This window comes from Agromyces zhanjiangensis (assembly GCF_040496055.1).
In the GTDB taxonomy this organism is placed as follows: domain Bacteria; phylum Actinomycetota; class Actinomycetes; order Actinomycetales; family Microbacteriaceae; genus Agromyces; species Agromyces zhanjiangensis.
Genome location: NZ_JBEPKB010000009.1, coordinates 1 through 17,241 on the forward strand (window position 1 = coordinate 1; position 17,241 = coordinate 17,241).

The 17,241-nt window shown below is 69.0% G+C and carries 12 protein-coding genes; 3 read left to right on the forward strand and 9 right to left on the reverse strand.

All coding sequences use genetic code 11. The annotated features are described in order from the left end of the window. From ABME02_RS15260 to ABME02_RS15290, 7 genes are all read right to left on the reverse strand, one after another. Positions 1 to 608 (reverse strand): enolase-like domain-containing protein (locus tag ABME02_RS15260; RefSeq protein WP_495532347.1); only part of this gene is annotated, 608 nt, incomplete at its 3' end. Positions 609 to 617: 9 nt separating this feature from the next. Beyond that, positions 618 to 2,405, reverse strand: a complete 1,788-nt coding sequence (gene uidA / locus ABME02_RS15265; RefSeq protein ID WP_353816192.1) for a beta-glucuronidase — start codon at positions 2,403 to 2,405, stop codon at positions 618 to 620. A gap of 35 nt (positions 2,406 to 2,440) precedes the next feature. After that, positions 2,441 to 3,784, reverse strand: a complete 1,344-nt coding sequence (locus ABME02_RS15270; RefSeq protein WP_353816193.1) for a mannitol dehydrogenase family protein — start codon at positions 3,782 to 3,784, stop codon at positions 2,441 to 2,443. A gap of 47 nt (positions 3,785 to 3,831) precedes the next feature. Beyond that, positions 3,832 to 5,217: a glucuronate isomerase gene (uxaC, locus tag ABME02_RS15275; protein ID WP_353816194.1), complete on the reverse strand. Its 1,386-nt coding sequence runs from the start codon at positions 5,215 to 5,217 to the stop codon at positions 3,832 to 3,834. A 49-nt stretch (positions 5,218 to 5,266) separates the two neighbouring features. Then, on the reverse strand, positions 5,267 to 6,634 hold the full coding sequence (locus ABME02_RS15280; protein WP_353816195.1) for an MFS transporter: 1,368 nt from the start codon (positions 6,632 to 6,634) through the stop codon (positions 5,267 to 5,269). Beyond that, complete coding sequence (locus ABME02_RS15285) at positions 6,631 to 9,603, reverse strand: glycoside hydrolase family 2 TIM barrel-domain containing protein (RefSeq protein ID WP_353816196.1); 2,973 nt, start codon at positions 9,601 to 9,603, stop codon at positions 6,631 to 6,633. The genes ABME02_RS15280 and ABME02_RS15285 overlap by 4 nt, the downstream gene beginning before the upstream one ends. Further along, on the reverse strand, positions 9,600 to 10,832 hold the full coding sequence (locus ABME02_RS15290; RefSeq protein ID WP_353816197.1) for a glycoside hydrolase family 1 protein: 1,233 nt from the start codon (positions 10,830 to 10,832) through the stop codon (positions 9,600 to 9,602). Before ABME02_RS15290 ends, ABME02_RS15285 begins: the two co-directional genes overlap by 4 nt. A gap of 77 nt (positions 10,833 to 10,909) precedes the next feature. On the opposite strand from ABME02_RS15290, the gene ABME02_RS15295 reads away from it, so the two are divergent. From ABME02_RS15295 to ABME02_RS15305, 3 genes are all read left to right on the forward strand, one after another. Further along, positions 10,910 to 11,533 carry a TetR/AcrR family transcriptional regulator gene (locus ABME02_RS15295; protein WP_353816198.1) on the forward strand — a complete coding sequence of 208 codons (624 nt, stop codon included), beginning with the start codon at positions 10,910 to 10,912 and terminating at the stop codon, positions 11,531 to 11,533. A 125-nt stretch (positions 11,534 to 11,658) separates the two neighbouring features. Continuing rightward, the gene (locus ABME02_RS15300; protein ID WP_353816199.1) at positions 11,659 to 14,190 is read left to right on the forward strand and encodes an alpha-L-rhamnosidase; all 2,532 of its coding nucleotides are present in this window, start codon (positions 11,659 to 11,661) and stop codon (positions 14,188 to 14,190) included. Between the two features lie 13 nt (positions 14,191 to 14,203). After that, the gene (locus ABME02_RS15305) at positions 14,204 to 15,586 is read left to right on the forward strand and encodes a family 43 glycosylhydrolase (protein ID WP_353816200.1); all 1,383 of its coding nucleotides are present in this window, start codon (positions 14,204 to 14,206) and stop codon (positions 15,584 to 15,586) included. 36 nt (positions 15,587 to 15,622) lie between these two features. Here the strand turns inward: ABME02_RS15305 and ABME02_RS15310 are convergent, their stop codons facing one another. Both ABME02_RS15310 and ABME02_RS15315 read right to left on the reverse strand, forming a co-directional pair. Continuing rightward, positions 15,623 to 16,423 carry an SDR family NAD(P)-dependent oxidoreductase gene (locus tag ABME02_RS15310; protein ID WP_353816201.1) on the reverse strand — a complete coding sequence of 267 codons (801 nt, stop codon included), beginning with the start codon at positions 16,421 to 16,423 and terminating at the stop codon, positions 15,623 to 15,625. Positions 16,424 to 16,433: 10 nt separating this feature from the next. Continuing rightward, a complete protein-coding gene (locus ABME02_RS15315; protein WP_353816202.1) occupies positions 16,434 to 17,213 on the reverse strand; it encodes an SDR family NAD(P)-dependent oxidoreductase in 780 nt (259 codons plus the stop codon). Positions 17,214 to 17,241 lie beyond the last annotated feature (28 nt).

Here is a 17,241-nt window from a genome sequence, read left to right on the forward strand (position 1 = left end):
ACGCCGGGCAGGTGGTTCAGGTAGGCGCGGGTGTCCCAGTCCTCCTCGACCGGCTTCGCGCCGCGGCGTGCCGGTTCGTGGTCGTACCGGACCGACGCGTCGCCGACGTCGGCGCCCTGCGCCGCGATGCCGTAGATCGCCTTCAGCGTCGGGACACCGGTCTGCACGCGGATCGCCTTGTACCCCTGCTCCTGGTGCGCGCGGATCGAGTCGAACAGCTCGGGCAGTTCCTTGCCCGACGCGTGCCCGTACGCCATGAGCCCGTTGCGCGATGCCCCGCCGAGGAGCTGGTAGACGGGCATCCCGGCCGCCTTGCCCTTGATGTCCCACAGGGCCATGTCGACCGCGGCGATCGAGGCCATCGTGACCGGCCCCCGGCGCCAATAGGCGCTCCGGTAGAGGAACTGCCAGGTGTCCTCGATCCGGCTCGCGTCGCTGCCGATGAGCAGGGGGACGACGTGGTCCTGAAGGTAGGAGACGACCGCGAGTTCACGGCCGTTCAGCGTCGCGTCGCCGAGGCCGGTCAGGCCGTCGTCGGTCGTGAGCTTGAGGGTGACGAAGTTCCGGTCGGGGCTGGTGACGATGACCTCAGCCTTGTCGATGATCATGATGTCCTCTCAGTCCTCGGCTCCGGGTTTGCTGTTCCCGATGCCTCGCCAGCGTTCACGCAGTGCGAATGCCGCGGCCTTGGGCCTGCGGTCGCGGGTGAATACGCCCTTCTTGTTGCCGCCGACGCGGTGGATGCCGAGCGACGTCTCGAAGTCGGCGAAGTTCCAGACCTGTTCGCCCACGAAGGAAGGGATCCGATCGAAGATGCGATGGTGCATCGCCAGGTAGTCCCGCTGGTACTCCTCGGTCCATGGGACGTCCCACACGGAGTGCTGCCCCGGCATCGTGTCGGCACCGTATTCGGTCATCAGGATCGGCTTGCCGTGTGTGTCCGCCCAGGCTCGAAGGTCCATCTCGAGGTACTGCGCGGCGGTCTCGAGGTCTCCGGTGGCGACGTACCAGCCGTAGTACCTGTTCAGGCAGATCACGTCGAGGAGGTCTGCGACCTTGTCGTTCTCCGATGTCGCGAACATCACCTCGGCGATCGTCACGGGCCGGGTCGGATCGAGCTCTCGTGTCAGTTCGATGAGCGGTTCGAAGTACTCGCGGGCGCCATCCTCGTTGCTCGCAGGCTCATTCGCGATGCACCACATGACGACGCTCGGATGATTCTTGTCGCGGGCGATGAGCTCGCGCAGGTGCTGCGCGTGCGCATCCCGCGTCTGGTCGTTGCAGCCTTCGGGCGAGAAGGTCGGCGTCGCCGGTGCTCCGGTGAGACCGCCCATGACCCCGAGGTTCAGGCCGACAGCCGCGGTCTCGTCGATCACGACGAGGCCGTGACGGTCGGCGTACTCGAGCACCTCCTCCGCGTACGGGTAGTGCGACGTGCGGAACGAGTTCGCGCCGATCCAGTTCATCAGCTCGAAGTCGTGCACGAGGTACGCGTTGTCGTGACCCTTGCCGCGCACGGCGGTGTCCTCGTGCTTGCCGAACCCGGTGAAGTAGAACGGCTCGCCGTTGATGAGGAACTCGGTGGCGGTGACCTCGACGGTGCGGATGCCGACAGGCAGCGTGTACGTGTCGGCGACCGCGCCGTCCTCGACGATCTGCACCTCGAGCTCGTACAGATACGCGGCCCCGGGCTGCCAGAGGGTGGCGTCCGGAACCACGAGCCGGCCGTTCGCGCCGTCGCCGGCGGTGACCTGTCCACCGTCTGCATCGCGGAGGATCACGCGCACGGTTCCGGATGCCTCCACCCGGTAGTCGACCGTGCCGTTCGCCCCCTCGCGACCCGTCGTCACGGTGACGTCCTCGATGAAGCGAGACGGGGTGCTGTAGAGCCACACCGACCGCGCAAGACCGGCGTAGTTGTAGAAGTCGTGGAGGTAGCTCTGCTTCTGCCGACCGTCGGGACCCGTGGTCACCGTTCCGGGCGGGATCGTGATGTTCGTAAGGCGGTTGTCGACGCCCACCGTGAGGCGGAACTCCCCGCCTGCCGTGACGACGTCTGTGACGTCCGCTTCGAAGGGGGTGTATCCGCCGACGTGCTCGGCGACGAGGGTGTCGTCGACGTAGACCGCGCCGGCGTGGGTGGCGGCGTCGAGCCGCAGAACGATCCGCTCGTCCTTCCAGCCGCGCGGGACCCGCACGTTCCGCTGGTACCAGACGAGGCCGACGTGGCCCCGGATGGCAGGATCGACGAACTGGTCGTTGAAGCTCGCAGGCACCGCGACCTCGAGCGATCCCGGCAGCGTCGCCGCCCACGGGGCATCGCCCACCATGGGGTCGGTGGCGAAGCGCCACACACCGTCGAGGTTCACGAGCTCGCGGGTCGGGGTCGTCTGGGGCTTGAGCATGGAGTCTCCTGTTCGAACGCGTCGGCGCGATGCGGCTACGCGGTTTCGCTCTCCGTGAGGAGGGCCTTTGTCGTGAGGTCGGCAACGGCGGCATCGACGCGCGCGCAGAAGGCCGCGTCGCCCCCGAGAACGGGGTCGAGGTCGGCGACCTGTCGCGCGGTGCGGCTCTCCGCTGCGGCGCCGGGGGTCTCGACGGCATCGTGGCCGGCGAGTATCCACGCCGCCACGGCCGCCGCACAGCCGGCCGCGGAGCGTCCCGCCGCTCGTTCGAGGCGCGCCACCGGGACGATGCGCACGCGCATCTTCGTGGTCGCATCGAGGGCGATCTGGGCCAGGCGATGCTCGATCCGTGGGTTGCGGAACCGTGCGAGGAGATCGGCCGCGTAGTCGTCGACCTCGACGCCTGTGAGGTGCCGCGCGTCCTCCTCCCAAAGGGCGGTGACCAGATCGCGGCAGACGGGATCGTCGATGGCCTCGCTGACAAGCGCATGCCCCCGCAGCGGGCCGGAGGCGGCGAGCAGAGTGTGAGCGCCGTTCAGCATCCACAGCTTCCGCGCCTCCCACGGCGCGATGTCGTCGACGAAGCGGGCGCCGGCGGTCTCCCATGCGGGCCGGCCGGAGGGGAAGTCTCCGGCAAGCACCCAGTCCGAGAACGGTTCGGTCACCACCGGTGCACGGTCCGCGACACCCGTCGCGTCGAGGACGAGTTGCGCGTCCTCCGGCGTCCCGCGCGGCGTGATGCGATCGACCGACGTCGACACCACCGAGATGCCGGAGTCGAGCCACGCAGCCAGCGTGCTGCTGGTGGCGGTGGCCAGCGCGCCGAGCGCCTCGCGGACGACGTACCCGTTGTCGGGGATGTTGTCGCACGGCACGATCGCGAGCGCCGGGGTGCGTGTGCGACGGCGCTGTTCGAGCGCAAGCAGCACCCGCCCGAGGGCGGTGCGCGGATACTCGACGCCGGGCAGAGCTGCCTGTGCATCGAAGAGGCGGCGAAGCAGCGCGACGTCGGCTGCGACATCCGGATCCGTGAGGTCGAGTCGACCATCGGCACCGAGTCGGTAGCCGGCCTCGGTGATCGTGAGGGTCAGGATGGCGACTGGCTCGGATGCCGCCAGCTCGACGAACGCGGCGACGTCGGTGCCGGGGATCGCGCGGACGACGCTGTCGACGACCTCGAACGAGTCGCCTTCGGGTCCTCGGACCACGAGGGTGTACTGCCCGTCCTGGTCGGTGAGCTGCGCGGCGATCTCCGTGCTCCGGCCGGTGAAGGCGGCGATGCCCCACTCCGCGGCATCCGTGGCGTGCGCGGTATACCAGGCCTGGTGCGAGCGGTGGAACGCGCCGAGGCCGAGGTGGACGATGCGGACGGGCGGCACCGCGGCTCCGGGCTCACGGTGCAGAGGTACGGGAGAGTGGAGGTTCGTCACAGCTTGAACACCTCCCGCGGGATCGCGTCGACGAGGTCGTCGGCGATGCGTTCGGCAGTCGCCAGCGCGATGCGTCCTTCGGTGACCAGACGCGCGAGATAGGCGGCATCCGCACGCCGGGCCGCATCATGGCGCGCGGGAATCGAGAGAAACGCGCGCGTATCGTCGATGAAGCCGGACGTGCGGTAAAAGCCCGCCGTCTCGGTGACGGCCGAGCGGAAGCGCCCGATCGCGTCGGGGGCGTCGAGGAACCACCAGGGCGCGCCGACGTAGACACTCGGGTAGAACCCCGCGAGCGGTGCGAGCTCACGGGAGAACGCCGTCTCGTCGACGGTGAACAGCACGAGGTGGAAGTCCTTCGCGAGACCGAACCGCTCCAGCAGCGGCCTCATCCCCCGCGTGAAGGTGGTCGGCAGCGGAATGTCGTGCCCGGTATCGGCCCCGAAGCGCTCGTATGTGGCGCTGCTGTGGTTGCGGTGGACACCGGCGTGCACGGTCATCACGAGACCGTCGTCGACGCTCATGCGCGCCATCTGCAGCAGCATGTGGCCGCGGAAGGCGCGCCGCTGCCCGGCATCCGCCGTCCCAGCGAGGACCTTCTGGAACAGAGCCTCCGCCTCGTGGGGCGTGAGCTCGATCGTGAACGGCTCCTCCACTCCGTGGTCGGCAGACACGGCGCCGTGGCGGATGAAGTGCTCGCGCCTCGCCTCGAGGCCCGAGAGATAGCCGGCGAACGTCGCGGGCTCGCTGGTGGCGGCGAGGAGCGCGGACACGGAGTCGCCGAATCCGACCGCGTCGGGGTCGAGGTATGCGTCGGGGCGGAACGTGGGCAGCACGCGGCCGCCGAGGTCCAGACGAGCCAGCGCATCGTGATCCCCGAGGTCGTCGAGCGGATCGTCCGTCGTCGCCAGGACACGAATATCGAAACGGCGGAACAGAGCCTGCGGCAGGAACGCCGGATCGGCGAGGCGCTCGCCCACGAGGTCGTAGATCTCATGCGCCGTCCCGGCGTTGATGGGCAACCGGATGCCGAGCACCTCGGCGAGTTCGGTCTCGAGCCAGTAGCCCGACGCGGTTCCGGCGAACCGATGCCAGTTCGCCGCGAGCAGACCCCACGTGCGGCGGGGGTCGGCGCCCGAGAGCTCCGCGAGGTCGACGCCCGCGGCATGCAGCATCCGGGTGACGTAGTGGTTCTTCGTCACGAACAGCTCGGCCGCGTTCTCGAAGGACGCATCGTCGAGCAGCATCCGTGCGGGAACATGACCGTGGGGCGAGATGATCGGGGCATCCGCGACGCGCGCGTACAACTCCTTCGCCACGTCCCGCGTCGCCGCGTCCGCAGGCAGCAGTCGTTCGGAATCGCGTCCTTGCGTCGCTTGCATACTCCTCATCCAACCTTCTCGGGCAACACTTGTCAATCGGTTGCCAGATTCACCCACGGAACCTCACCATGGTGGCCGTGACGATGCCTCCGAGTACCGCGAGGGCACCGGAAGCGAGGTACAGGACGGTGTACCGGGCCTCTGCGACCGGAGCCAGGCTCATCACGAGCGGGGCGGCCAGGGGAGCTACGGCGCTCGGGATCCTCTGCGAGAACCCGATGATCGCCGAGAAGCGTCCCGCCTGCGTCTCTCGATGCGGCATCACATCGAGGACCAGCGCCTGGCCGACGGACCCGAACGCGGCGATGCCGACGTTGGAGATCATTGCGCCGGCGATCAGCCCGGGGAGCGTCCACGAGAGGGCCGAGACGATGCACCCGACCGCGAACAGGGCTGCGGCGGTCGCGGTCCACATGCGGCGCGACCCCCATCGGTCGGAGATCCATCCCGCCCCCAGCGCGCCGACGGACGCTGCGGCGATGCCCACCGCCGAGATCGCGGCCATGACGGTGGCGACGTCCTCGACCGGGACGCCGAGCCGCTGGGAGTAGAAGTACGTGCCGTAGGCGATCGTGAGCGACAGTCCGAAGAAGAACAGGAACCTCCCCACCCAAGCCCATGCGAAGGCGGGGTGCCGGCGGGGGTCGAAGGCGAGGCTCCGCACGAACCTCGCGACGGTCAGCGCATCCGCGAAGCGCAGGTGCCGCGAGTCGCCCTCGTGGGCGAACAGCGCGAAGGCGAGCACCATGAGCGCACCGAGCAGTGCGGGGACGAGGAACAGCAGCAGTGAGCTTCCGGCCACGAGACCCGCGAGCAGGATGCCGAGCACCGGTGCCACCTGGCCCGCCAGATTCACCAGGCCCGAGACCTGGCCCCGCTGGCGCTCGGGGAGTGTGTCGGCGAGCAGGTTGCCGATCGATCCGCCCGCGGTGCCCCACCCGATGGAGGTGAGCAGCCAGCCTGCCGTGAGGACGGGGATGTTCGGGGCGAACGCGAGCACCGGCACGGCGGCCAGCCCGATTGCGACCCCGAGCACGGTGAACGGTCGCCGCCGTCCCCATCGGGATCGGGTGCGATCGCTGATGATACCGGTCAGAGGAGCGGCGATCAGTGAGCAGACCGCGCCGATGCCGAGGATGTAGCCGAGAACGCTCTCCTGTCCGGGCGCCAGGTCCGCCAGTCGCAGCGCCATCGAGTACGCCATCGGAACCACGAGCGCGAGACCGGCGCCGAACGCGCCGACGAAGATCAGCGCGACGGTGCGTCGCGGCACCCGTCGCTCGGCGGGGTCCGTCTGCGGAGACCCGGGGGCTGACGGCGACAGTGCGTCCACGGCGACGGTCTCGGCGAGGATCACGTCGGTCCGCTCGGGCGATGCTCCCCCCATCCCCCGCACGGCGTCACGATCCTGCGTCATGACGTGCGAGGTGTGAGAGTGAGCTCCCAGCTCCAGGCGTAGTGATCGCCCGCGAGACGATGCACCCGCTGGGTGTCGGGCCCGAGCAGCGCCGTCCCCACACCGCGATGGGCGATGTCGAGATGGACGATCGTGCGCGAGCTGTCAGGGAGCTGCCACCAGTGGGTCGCGTCCTCAAGTTCGTCGAGGGTGTGTCGCGAAGCGCTGACGTGCAGCGGCTGCGCCGACGTCACCGTGACGACGCCCGCCGGTCCCGAGATCTCGAGATGGTCGACGCCGCCGCGCGTGCCGTTCTCCTGAGGGATCAGGTAGGGCGTCGCGAGGTCGTCGATGGAGCTCGCCCATCGCCCCAGCAGGGCGGAGCTGTGGCGGTCGGGGTAGTTCTCCCACGGGCCGAGTCCGACCCACTCGGCGTCGTCGAAGCGTCCCTCGAGTTCGAAGCGGACTCCAACCCGGAGCCCGTCGCGCGTGCCCTCGGGAAGGGAGACCTCTTCATCGATGCGGTAGCCGCCGGCGACCTCCGAGATGCGGCGCCGGTGCACGACCTCGTCGTCCCATGCGGTGGCGTACCGGATGGTGACGAGTGTGGCGTCGTCGGTCTTCTCGACCTCGACGGACGACGGGGTCAGGGAGAAGAAGCCGGATCGGACGAAGCGCTTGTCGAGTGCGAACGAGTTGTCGTTGTCGACCATGGCGCGCCACAGGCACAGTTCGGGCGGTGCCGCGAGCAACGGATGGGCGATCGCGCCGTCGTCGGTGACGTCGGCAGGCTGGCCTGCCTCGCGCAGCGGTCGCGCAGTCCGGGGCAGCACGACCTGTTCCACGCTCAGCTCGGTCCCCGCGGGCGCCCAGATCGCGTCTCGCGCGGTCCGCACGCTCAGCGAGAGCGCGAGCGCGTGGTCCCCTGCGAGGCTCGAGGCGACCTCTGCGGGGAGGGTCAGCGCGGTTTCCTCACCGGGTTCCAGGTTCAGCGAGATCGGCGTGCTGCTGACCGCGCCGTCTCGCGTTTCGACACGGAGCTCGAACGCGAGATCGCTGAGATCGGCGAAGTGACGCCGGCTGCAGACGCGGATCGTCCCGGCGAGCGCGTCGGCGGCATCCGACGTGATCCGCACGGGGCTGAAGATGCCGCGCATCTCGAACATGGCGGGCTTGGGGGTGGCATCCGAGAACGCGATGCCGTTGAGCATCGTGGCGCCGTCGTGGGCGGTGTCGTCGAAGTCGCCGCCGTAGCGGAAGGTCCCGTCGCCCTCGATGTCGAGGGCGTGGTCGGTGAACTCCCAGATGAAACCGCCCTGCAGAGCGGGGAGGGTTTCGAAGAGGCGCCAGTACTCGGCGAGTCCGCCGGTGGAGTTCCCCTGCGAGTAGGCGTACTCGCACAGGATCAGCGGGCGATCCGTTCGCTCGTCGTTCGCGTAGCCCTCGAGCGCGGCGAACGACGGGTACATCGGCGCCACGATGTCGGTCGCGCTGCGTCCGCCGTGCCAGTCGGTGGCGATGGCGCCTTCGTAGTGGACGGGACGGGACGGGTCGGTGCTGCGCACCCAGGCCGCTGCGGCGTCCTGGGCGGCGCCGTGTCCGGACTCGTTGCCGAGCGACCAGGCGATCACGCACGGGTGGTTGCGGTCGCGCAGCACCATGCGCTGGACGCGCTCGACGATGGGGAGGAGGTAGTCGGGATCGTCCGGGATCCGGGAGGCGAAGGCGTGCGCTTCGACGTCAGCCTCGTCCACGACGAGGAAGCCGACCTCGTCGCACAGGTCGAGGAACACCGGGTCGTTGGGATAGTGCGCGGTGCGGATCGCGTTCACGTTGAAGCGCTTGAGGAGGCTCAGCTCCTTCAGCATCCGGTCGCGGCTGATCACCCGTCCGGTGCGCTCGTCGATGTCGTGCCGGTTCACCCCCTGGACGAGGACGCGTGCGCCGTTCACGAGAAGGTCGCTGCCGACGATGCGGACGGTGCGGAATCCGACCCGCAGCGAGACGGCGTCGATGTCGGCGCCGTCGGGGTCGACCAGCGTGACGCGCACGTCGTACAGGGCGGGGCGCTCGGGAGACCACGGCTGCACATCGATGTCGAGCAGTTCGGCCTTCGCGGTCCCGGCGATGCCGAAGGTCGGCATCGCCATGGATCCGAGATTGGGGATAGCACGGAACTCGGTCGGGATCGGCGCGCTGGCCGCCTTGATGCTGAGAAGGTCCATCACGTCGTCGGGGAGCATCGGCGCGGGGCGGCTGTCGCGCTCCTTGGCCGGCTTGGGGAGTGTCGGCGCGGCGACGCGTGCGGCGATGTCGGCCTCGGCGGTGTGCTCGGCTGCCTCGACTCGGACCTTGTAGCCGCCGTCCCGGCGCTGCGCGAGGCCCGCGGTCTCCACGTCGAGCCGGAGCGATCCGATCGCGCGTTCGTGATCCCAATCAGCGTGTACGACGACATCCGCGATCCGGATCTCGGGAACGATCGAGATCCACACCGACCGCGAGATGCCGGACTGCCACCACTGGTCCTGGTCTTCGAGATAGCTCTCCTCGGACCACTTGGCGACGGCGAGCTCGATGGTGTTGTCGCCGTCCACGGCGACGTCGGTGATGTCGAACTCCGCCTCGAGATGGGAGTCCGTACTCGGCGCGTAGGCGTGGCCGTTGACGGTGACGGTCAGCTGCCCCTCGGCCGCGCCGACATGGAGGATGATCCGCGTCCCCGGCTCGGGGCGGAGAGCGACGAGGCGTCGGTAGACACCGGTGGGGTTCTCGGCCGGGACGGTCGGAGGCATCTCGTCGAACGGCATCGGCACGTTCGTGTAGAACGGCCGGTCCTGCGGCGAGGACATCGTCCACAGCGACGGGACCTCGGCGGTCTCCCATGCGTCCGAGTGCTGGGCGTCGGGTGTCGGGAGCAGCTGGAAGTCCCAGGTTCCGTCGAGGGGGATGTCTGCCGGGCGCCGAACGGCGCGCATGGTCTCGCGCTTCATCGGGCGCCTCCGTTCAGGCTCGCGCCGCCGGTGCCGGCGACGTCGCCGAGCCACGTGAAGCTCGGCTTGGGGGTGCGGGCGAAGGTCTCTCGGTCCACGGCGATGAGCCCGAAGGTCGGGCCCCAGTGCCCCCACTCGTAGTTGTCGAGCAGGCTCCAGTGCAGGTAGCCGCGGATGTCGACGCCGTCGGCGACCGCGCTCGAGACGGCCTCGAGCGCGCCGCGCGTGTAGGAGATGCGCTGTTCGTCGTCCTTGGTGGCGATGCCGTTCTCGGTGATGAGGATCGGCACGCCGCCGGTGACCTCCCACGCGTGGCGGGCGGCGATCCCGACCGCGTCGGGCCGGTAGGGCGTGCCGACGAGGGTGTCGTCCGGCTGTGGCGTGTGCGGGACCGGACCGTCCGGGCCGACGGGGATCGTCGAGTACGACTGCACGCCGATGAAGTCGTCACCGCGAGCGGCTTCCAGGTAGAGGTCCTCCCACACCCAGCTCAGTTCGCGGGCCGCCTGCTCACCGCCGGGGAGCACCTCGTAGGCGCGGTTGGCGACCGTCCATCCGACCTTGGCGTCGGTGCGCTCGTGCAGGATCTCGCGCGCGGCGTGGTGGGCCCGGATGAAGCGCCGGCCGATCTCGGGATCGGGCGGCGGCAGCTGCGGGCGCGGGCGCTCGGTGTCGCCCTCGATCGTGGGGCTCGTCCATTCCTTGGCCGCCTCGGGGTCGGCGGCGAGGCGTGCCATTCCGGTCATCATGGCGAGCATGTTGGGCTCGTTGATCGTGGCGATCCAGTCGACGCCCTCGAGGATGCCGGTCACGGCCCCGACGTACGAGCGGTATCGGTCGACGGCGGAATCGGCGAGCCATCCGCCCTCCTGCGCGAGCCACTGCGGATTCGTGAAGTGATGGAGCGTCACGACCGGGGTGAGACCGGCCTGCTGCACGGTCTCGATCATCCGGCGGTAGTGGGCGAGCTGTGCCTTCGAGATCATTCCCGGTCGCGGTTCGACCCGCGCCCACTCGATCCCGAAGCGGTACGCGGTGTATCCCGCTTCCGCGAGGAGGCGGACATCCTCGCCATACCGGTGGTAGCTGTCGCAGGCGTCCCCGCTGAATTCCATCCCCGGCATGCGACCTTCGTTCGCCCAGAAGTCGCTGGCCGTGTTGTTACCCTCGGTCTGGTGCGGGGCGGTGGACGCTCCCCAGAGGAAGCCGTCGGGGAATGTGGTCATCATCGATCCGTCCTTGTGGTGAACGAGCACGAGCGTAACATCAATTTCGCAATCAGTTGCAGTTTTCGAAGGAGCACTCCATGAAGCGAGGTGCCGAACGCGGTCCCTACGCCAAGACCGCGGACGTCCGGCGGAAGATCGTCGAGGCGTGCATGGAGGCCTTCGCCGCGACCGGCTTCCAGGCCACGACCATGGCCGAGGTCGCCCGCCGGGCAGGCATCAGCCACAACGGACTCCTCCACCACTTCCCCACCAAGGAGGACCTGCTCCTTGCCGTGATCGAACGTCGCGACTCACAGATCGCCGCCACACTCGCCGGCGCCGGCGCCCCGGACGCCGAAGCCGATCCCCGCGAGATCCTGGCGAGCTCGATCCGCGCCACCGCGCCGGAGAAGTGGTCGGTGGCGGACCTCGAACTCGACGCCGTGCTGTCCGGCGAGGCCGCAGTCGCTGAACATCCCGCACACGCAGCGATCGCGGAGCGCTACGAAGGCATCCGCCACTTCTACGCGCGCCTTCTCGGTCAGCTGAGCGATCAGGGCCGGCTTCGGACTGACGGCGGCGACCCGGACGCTCTGGCGACGATGTTCCTCGCACTCGCCGAGGGACTCCGGCAGCAATGGCTGTTCGACAAGGACGGCGTCGATGTGGCCGCGTCGATGGACCTGTTCTTCGATCTCATCGTCGCTGACGAGCAATCCTGAGCGTCACCTGAATTTTGCAACGTGTTGCGAAATTCGCTTGAGGGTGCTTCACTGGTGCCTGGAGCCGCGCGGCTTCGAACCGCGCGCAGTGCTTGAACCACAATGGCGCGGATGGAGACCCGACGATGACGCACCCTGATCCCCTTCTGCCGACGGCGGCGCGATTCATCGGCGCTCCCGAGGCACTCGGCGACGCCGCTCCGTATCTGCGATTCGCATTCACTCTCGAGGAGCAGCCGGTCGCCGCCACGCTGCGCACCACGGCGCTGGGCATCGTCGAGCCGTGGCTCAATGGCGCCCGCGTCGGCGACGAGCTGCTCGCACCGGGGTGGACCTCGTACCGTCACCGCGTGATCGTGTCCGACCACGACGTCACCGAGGCCATCCACGCGGGAGAGAACGTCGTCGGCGCGATCGTCGGCCGCGGCTGGGCTGCGGGCCGGCTCGGCTGGGACGGTGCAGCCCAGTACTACACCGATCGACCCGCCGCCTGGATCGAACTCCGACTCGAGTTCGCCGACGGCTCGCGGCGCACCATCGACAGCTCGGACCGGTTCCGCGTCGCCACAGGCGCCGTGCTCGCGGACGATCTGTACGACGGTGAGACGTACGACGCGCGACTCGAGCCCACGGGCTGGTGCGCACCGGGCTTCGATGACTCGGCCTGGGTTCCGGCCGAGGAGCGCGAGTGGGATCTTGCCACTCTCGAGCCGCGCACCGCGGAGCCGATTCGCGCGACCGAGGTGCTGCATCCGGTCGAGATCACAACCAGCGCGAGCGGTGCCCGAATCATCGACTTCGGGCAGAACATCTCAGGGTGGGTGCGGCTGCGCGTCGCCGGCCCCTCCGGCACCGAGCTCACACTCCGACACGGTGAGCTGCTGACCCCCGACGGCGAGCTCGAGACCGTGAACCTGCGCAGCGCCCAGGCCGTCGACCGGTACGTCCTCGCCGGATCCGTCGTCGAACAGTGGGAGCCGCGCTTCACGTTCCACGGCTTCCGCTACGCGGAGATCACCGGCTGGCCGGGGGCGCTCGCGCCCGAGGACGTCGACGCCGTCGTCATCCACACCGACATGACCCGCACGGGCTGGCTCGAGACCTCCGACGAGCTGCTGAACAAGCTGCACGCCAACACGGTCTGGGGCATGCGCGGCAACTTCGTGGGCCTTCCCACAGACTGCCCGCAGCGCGATGAGCGACTGGGCTGGACGGGCGACGTCAACGCCTTCGGCCCGACCGCCGCGTTCCTGTACGACGTCCGCGGGGTTCTCTCCTCGTGGCTCGCGGACGTCGCCGCCGAGCAGACCGAGCTCGGGTACGTCCCGTGGTACGTTCCGCAGATCACCGGTCGCACGCAGGCGCCGACGGCCCTGTGGGGCGACGTGGTCGTCAGCCTGCCCTGGGCGATGTACCAGGAGTACGGCGACCTCGAACTGCTCGCGCGGAGCTACCCGTCGGCCGTCGCCTTCGTCGAGCAGGTCGAGGACCGCCTCGACGACAAGGGGCTGTGGTCCAATGGCTACCAGTTCGGCGACTGGCTCGACCCTGACGCTCCCGGCGACCGCCCCGATCTGGCGAAGGCCGACCGATTCCTCGTCGCCACCGCCTACTTCGCGCGGGTCGCCGGCGAGCTCGCCGACACCGCCGAAGCCCTGGGCCACCTCGACGACGCCGATCGGTTCCGCGCGCTGTACGAGCGCGTACGTGCGGCATTCCTTCACGAATACGTGGCGCCCTCCGGCCGGATCGTCGATGAGTCTCCGACGGCCTACGCGCTGGCCATTCGCTTCGCGCTGCTCGACCCCGAGCGCGAAGCGCGCGCCGGCGAGCGCCTGGCCGCCAAGGTCGCCGAAAGCGGCTTCCACATCTCGACCGGATTCGCCGGCACTCCCCACGTGCTCGACGCTCTCGTCGAGACCGGCCACATCGACGTCGCGTACCGGCTCCTCATGCAGCAGGAGAGCCCCTCGTTCCTCTACCCCGTGACGATGGGTGCGACGACCGTCTGGGAGCGCTGGGATGCTGTGCGGCCGGACGGGACGCTGCACCCGTCGGCGATGACCTCGCTCAACCACTACGCGCTGGGCGCCGTCGCCGACTGGATGCGGCGCCGAATCGGCGGCCTCACGGCTCTGGAGCCCGGCTACCGGCGCATTGAGATCGCTCCCCTGCCGGGTGGGGGCCTCACCTCCGCGTCCGTCTCGCACGACACGAGCTTCGGGCGCATCGAGGTGGCGTGGAGCATCGAGGAAACGTCGGCCTCCCTGAGCGTGACGATTCCCGACGGCGTCACCGCCATGGTCTCACCCCCGCTGCACCCCGACGCACTCACGCAGACAGTCGCGACCGGCACACACACGTGGAGCTACGAGCTCACGGTTCCCGAGATGCCGGAGTTCGATCTGGACACCCCGATCAGCGAGATCGTCGCGTTCCCCGCCGCGTGGGATGCCGCCTTCGGGGCGATCCTGCAGCACCACCCGTTCCTCAAGGACTACATGCCCGAGCCCCCGCCGGCCGGAACTCCCGAAGGCCAGATGTCGCTGAGATTCATGCTCAGCCAGATCCCGGGTTCGGGACCGGCGGTGGAGGCCGACGTGTACCGGGCACTGCAGGACGCCCGCGCCGGCTCGCTGCCCGGCGCCCTGGTCTGACGGAACGACTCGAATGCCCGAATCCGAAGCCGGGGTCCGCTCGGCGCACGGCCGAAACCCGCTCCTCCCCCTCGACATCCATATGCCGGATGCCGAGGCACGCGTCATGCCGGACGGCCGCCTGTACCTGTACGGCAGCCTCGACGAGCGCGACGACCGCTACTGCAGCGGGCGTTATCGCGTGGCGTCGACCGCGGATCTCGTGGAGTGGACGGTTCACCCCGTGTCCTTCACCACCGACGACGTGCCGTGGGCGGGTGTCGTCCCCACCTCGGGACGCTCGTTCCTCGACGGGGTCACGTCGTACGACGAGCTCCCCGAGTATGCGCGCGCCATGCTCCCGCCGGGCGCCACCGACGTCCCCTTCGAGGAGTTCGCCGCCGGCGTGCGCGCGGCGACGGCGCAGCGCCAGCCGACAGAGCCCCTGCTCTACGCACCCGATGCGATCGAGCGCGACGGGCGGTTCTTCCTGTACTTCTGCCTCTCGGACGACAGTGAGGGCGTCGCCGTCGCCGACAGCCCGACGGGGCCGTTCACGGACGCCCGGCGGCTGCCGATCTCACAGATCGACCCGGCGGTGTTCGTGGACGACGACGGCCAGGCCTATCTCTACTGGGGGCAGTTCTCGGCGAACGTCGCACGGCTGAACGACGACATGATGTCGATCGACGAGTCCTCGATCGTCACCGGACTGATCACCGAGTCAGAGCACCACTTCCACGAGGGCTGCTCGATGCGCAAGCGCGACGGCGTCTACTACCTCGTGTTCGCCGACACCTCCCGCGGCAAGCCCACCTGCCTCGGCTACGCCACCAGCACGAGCCCGCTCGGCCCCTTCGAGTACCGCGGCGTCATCATCGACAACGCCGACTGCGACCCGGAGAGCTGGAACAACCACGGTTCGATCGAATGCGTCAACGGCCAGTGGTATGTCTTCTACCACCGATCCTCCCGCGGCTCCTCGAGCATGCGAAGAGTCTGCGCGGAGCCGATCCGGTTCCTCGCTGACGGCAGCATCCCGGAAGTCCCCATGACGTCGCAGGGCGCGGGCGCCTCCTTCGGCCCGGGCGACACGATCGCGGGTGGTTCCGCCTGCGCACTGGCCGGCAACGCGCGGGTCACGCCAGTCCCCGACGGCGAAGCTGTGGTCGGCTTCGCCGACGGTGATGCCGCACGATTCCGCTATTTTGAGAGCGAAACTGCGGTCCGCACCGTTCACGTGGGCACCCGCGGCTCCGCACGACTACTGATCCTCGCCGACGGCGTGCCGCTCGCGGAGGTCGACGCAGGGTCCGGCCCGACAGAGGTCGATCTCGCACCGGGGCGGTACGAGATCACCGTGGAAGCACGTGATCCCCGAGATCTCGAGTTGCTGGGTCTTCGGTTCGAACGGTGATGGCGGCCGCCGAGCGTTCGGCGGCCGCAAGACCACTCAGGACAGGAGCTCCTTCATCTGACCGGCCAGGATCAGCGTGGCGCGGCGCGGCGAGAGTCGGGACAGCCTGTCGAGCATGGTGACGTCCTTGCCGATCGTCACCCGATAGCTCCCCTTCTCGATCGCGGCGACGATCTGGCGCGCCGCCTCCTCGGGTCGGGTCGGTTCCGGCGCCTTGCGACCGGTACTGCCCATGTTCGGCATTGTGACACCGGAATTGGCCGTGATGTCGGTCGCGATCGCGCCGGGGAACACGACCGTTGCGGCGACGCTCGTGCCCTGCAGCTCGGCGAACAGCGCCTCGGTGAACAGCTTCACCGCAGCCTTGGACGCGCCATACGCGGCCTGCCCGGGAACAGGCGTGAGAGCGCCCATGCTCGAGATGTTCACGATCGCGCCGGCCGGGCGCCGCCGGATCACCGGGAGGAACGTCTTCGTGGTGTTGACCACACCCCAGAAGTTCACGTTCATCACCCGCTCGATCACATCGAACCCGAGCTCCTCGATCTTCACGAACGGCTGGATGATGCCGGCGACGTTGACGAGGCCGTCGATGTGCGGGTGGAGGTCCGCGATGACCGCGGGGAGGGCCTTCACCGCTGCCCGGTCCGTGATGTTCACGGCGTGCAGCGAGAGCCTCTCCCCTGCTGCCGCCAGCCGCGCAGTCTCCTCCAGGCCGGGTTCGCTGAGGTCGAGCGCCGCGACGCGACCGCCGCGTGCGAGGATCTCGAGCACGACAGCCCTCCCGATCCCGTTGCCTCCGCCGGTGACGACGAACGTGTTGTCTGTGATCTGCATGCGTGTGCTCCTATGCGTTGATGAGGGCGCCACCGTCGGCGTGGATGTTCTGGCCTGTGATCCAGTGGCTGTCGTCCGAGGCGAGGAAGACGACGACGGGGGCGACATCGTCATACGGGTTGCCGGCGCGCCGGAATGGGTTCGCCACGAACGCCTTCTGCACGTGCGCACGCGCCTCGGGGCTGAGCGAGGTGAGTCCGCCCGACGCGTTCTCGGTCAGGCCGTTGGGGCAGACTGTGTTGACGCGGATGTTGTACTGCCCCCACTCACGGGCGACCACCCGCGAGAGTCCACGCACGGCTTCCTTCGACGCGGCATAGGGGGCATAGAACTCGTCGCCGGCAATGGCCGCCTCGGAAGCGAAGTTGATGATCGAGGCGCCCGCGCCCTCCTTGTCCCGCAGGTGCGGGAAGCACAGCTTCATCAGGTGCCAGTACGCGTAGACGGAGCTGCGCATCTCGAGGTCGAGGTCGTCGATCGTCTTCTCGAGGAACGGCGCTGGGATGGTGATCGTGTGGGCGTTGTTCACCAGTACGTCGATCGTTCCGAACCGGTCGACCGTCGCATCGACGAAGGCGACCAGGCTGTCGTACTCCATGATGTCCACGGTCATCCCGAGCACCTCCGCGCCCTGCTCCTCGCACAGTCGCGTGGTCTCTGCGAGCTTCTCCGCGTTGCGCGCGCAGATGGCCAGCGAGGCACCCTCTTCGGCCATGCGGATCGCCTGCTGCTTGCCGAGGCCGCTGGAGCAGCCGGTGATGAGGACGACTTTGCCGTCGAGCTTTCCCATGATCGATTCCTGTCTGTGTTGTCTTGTC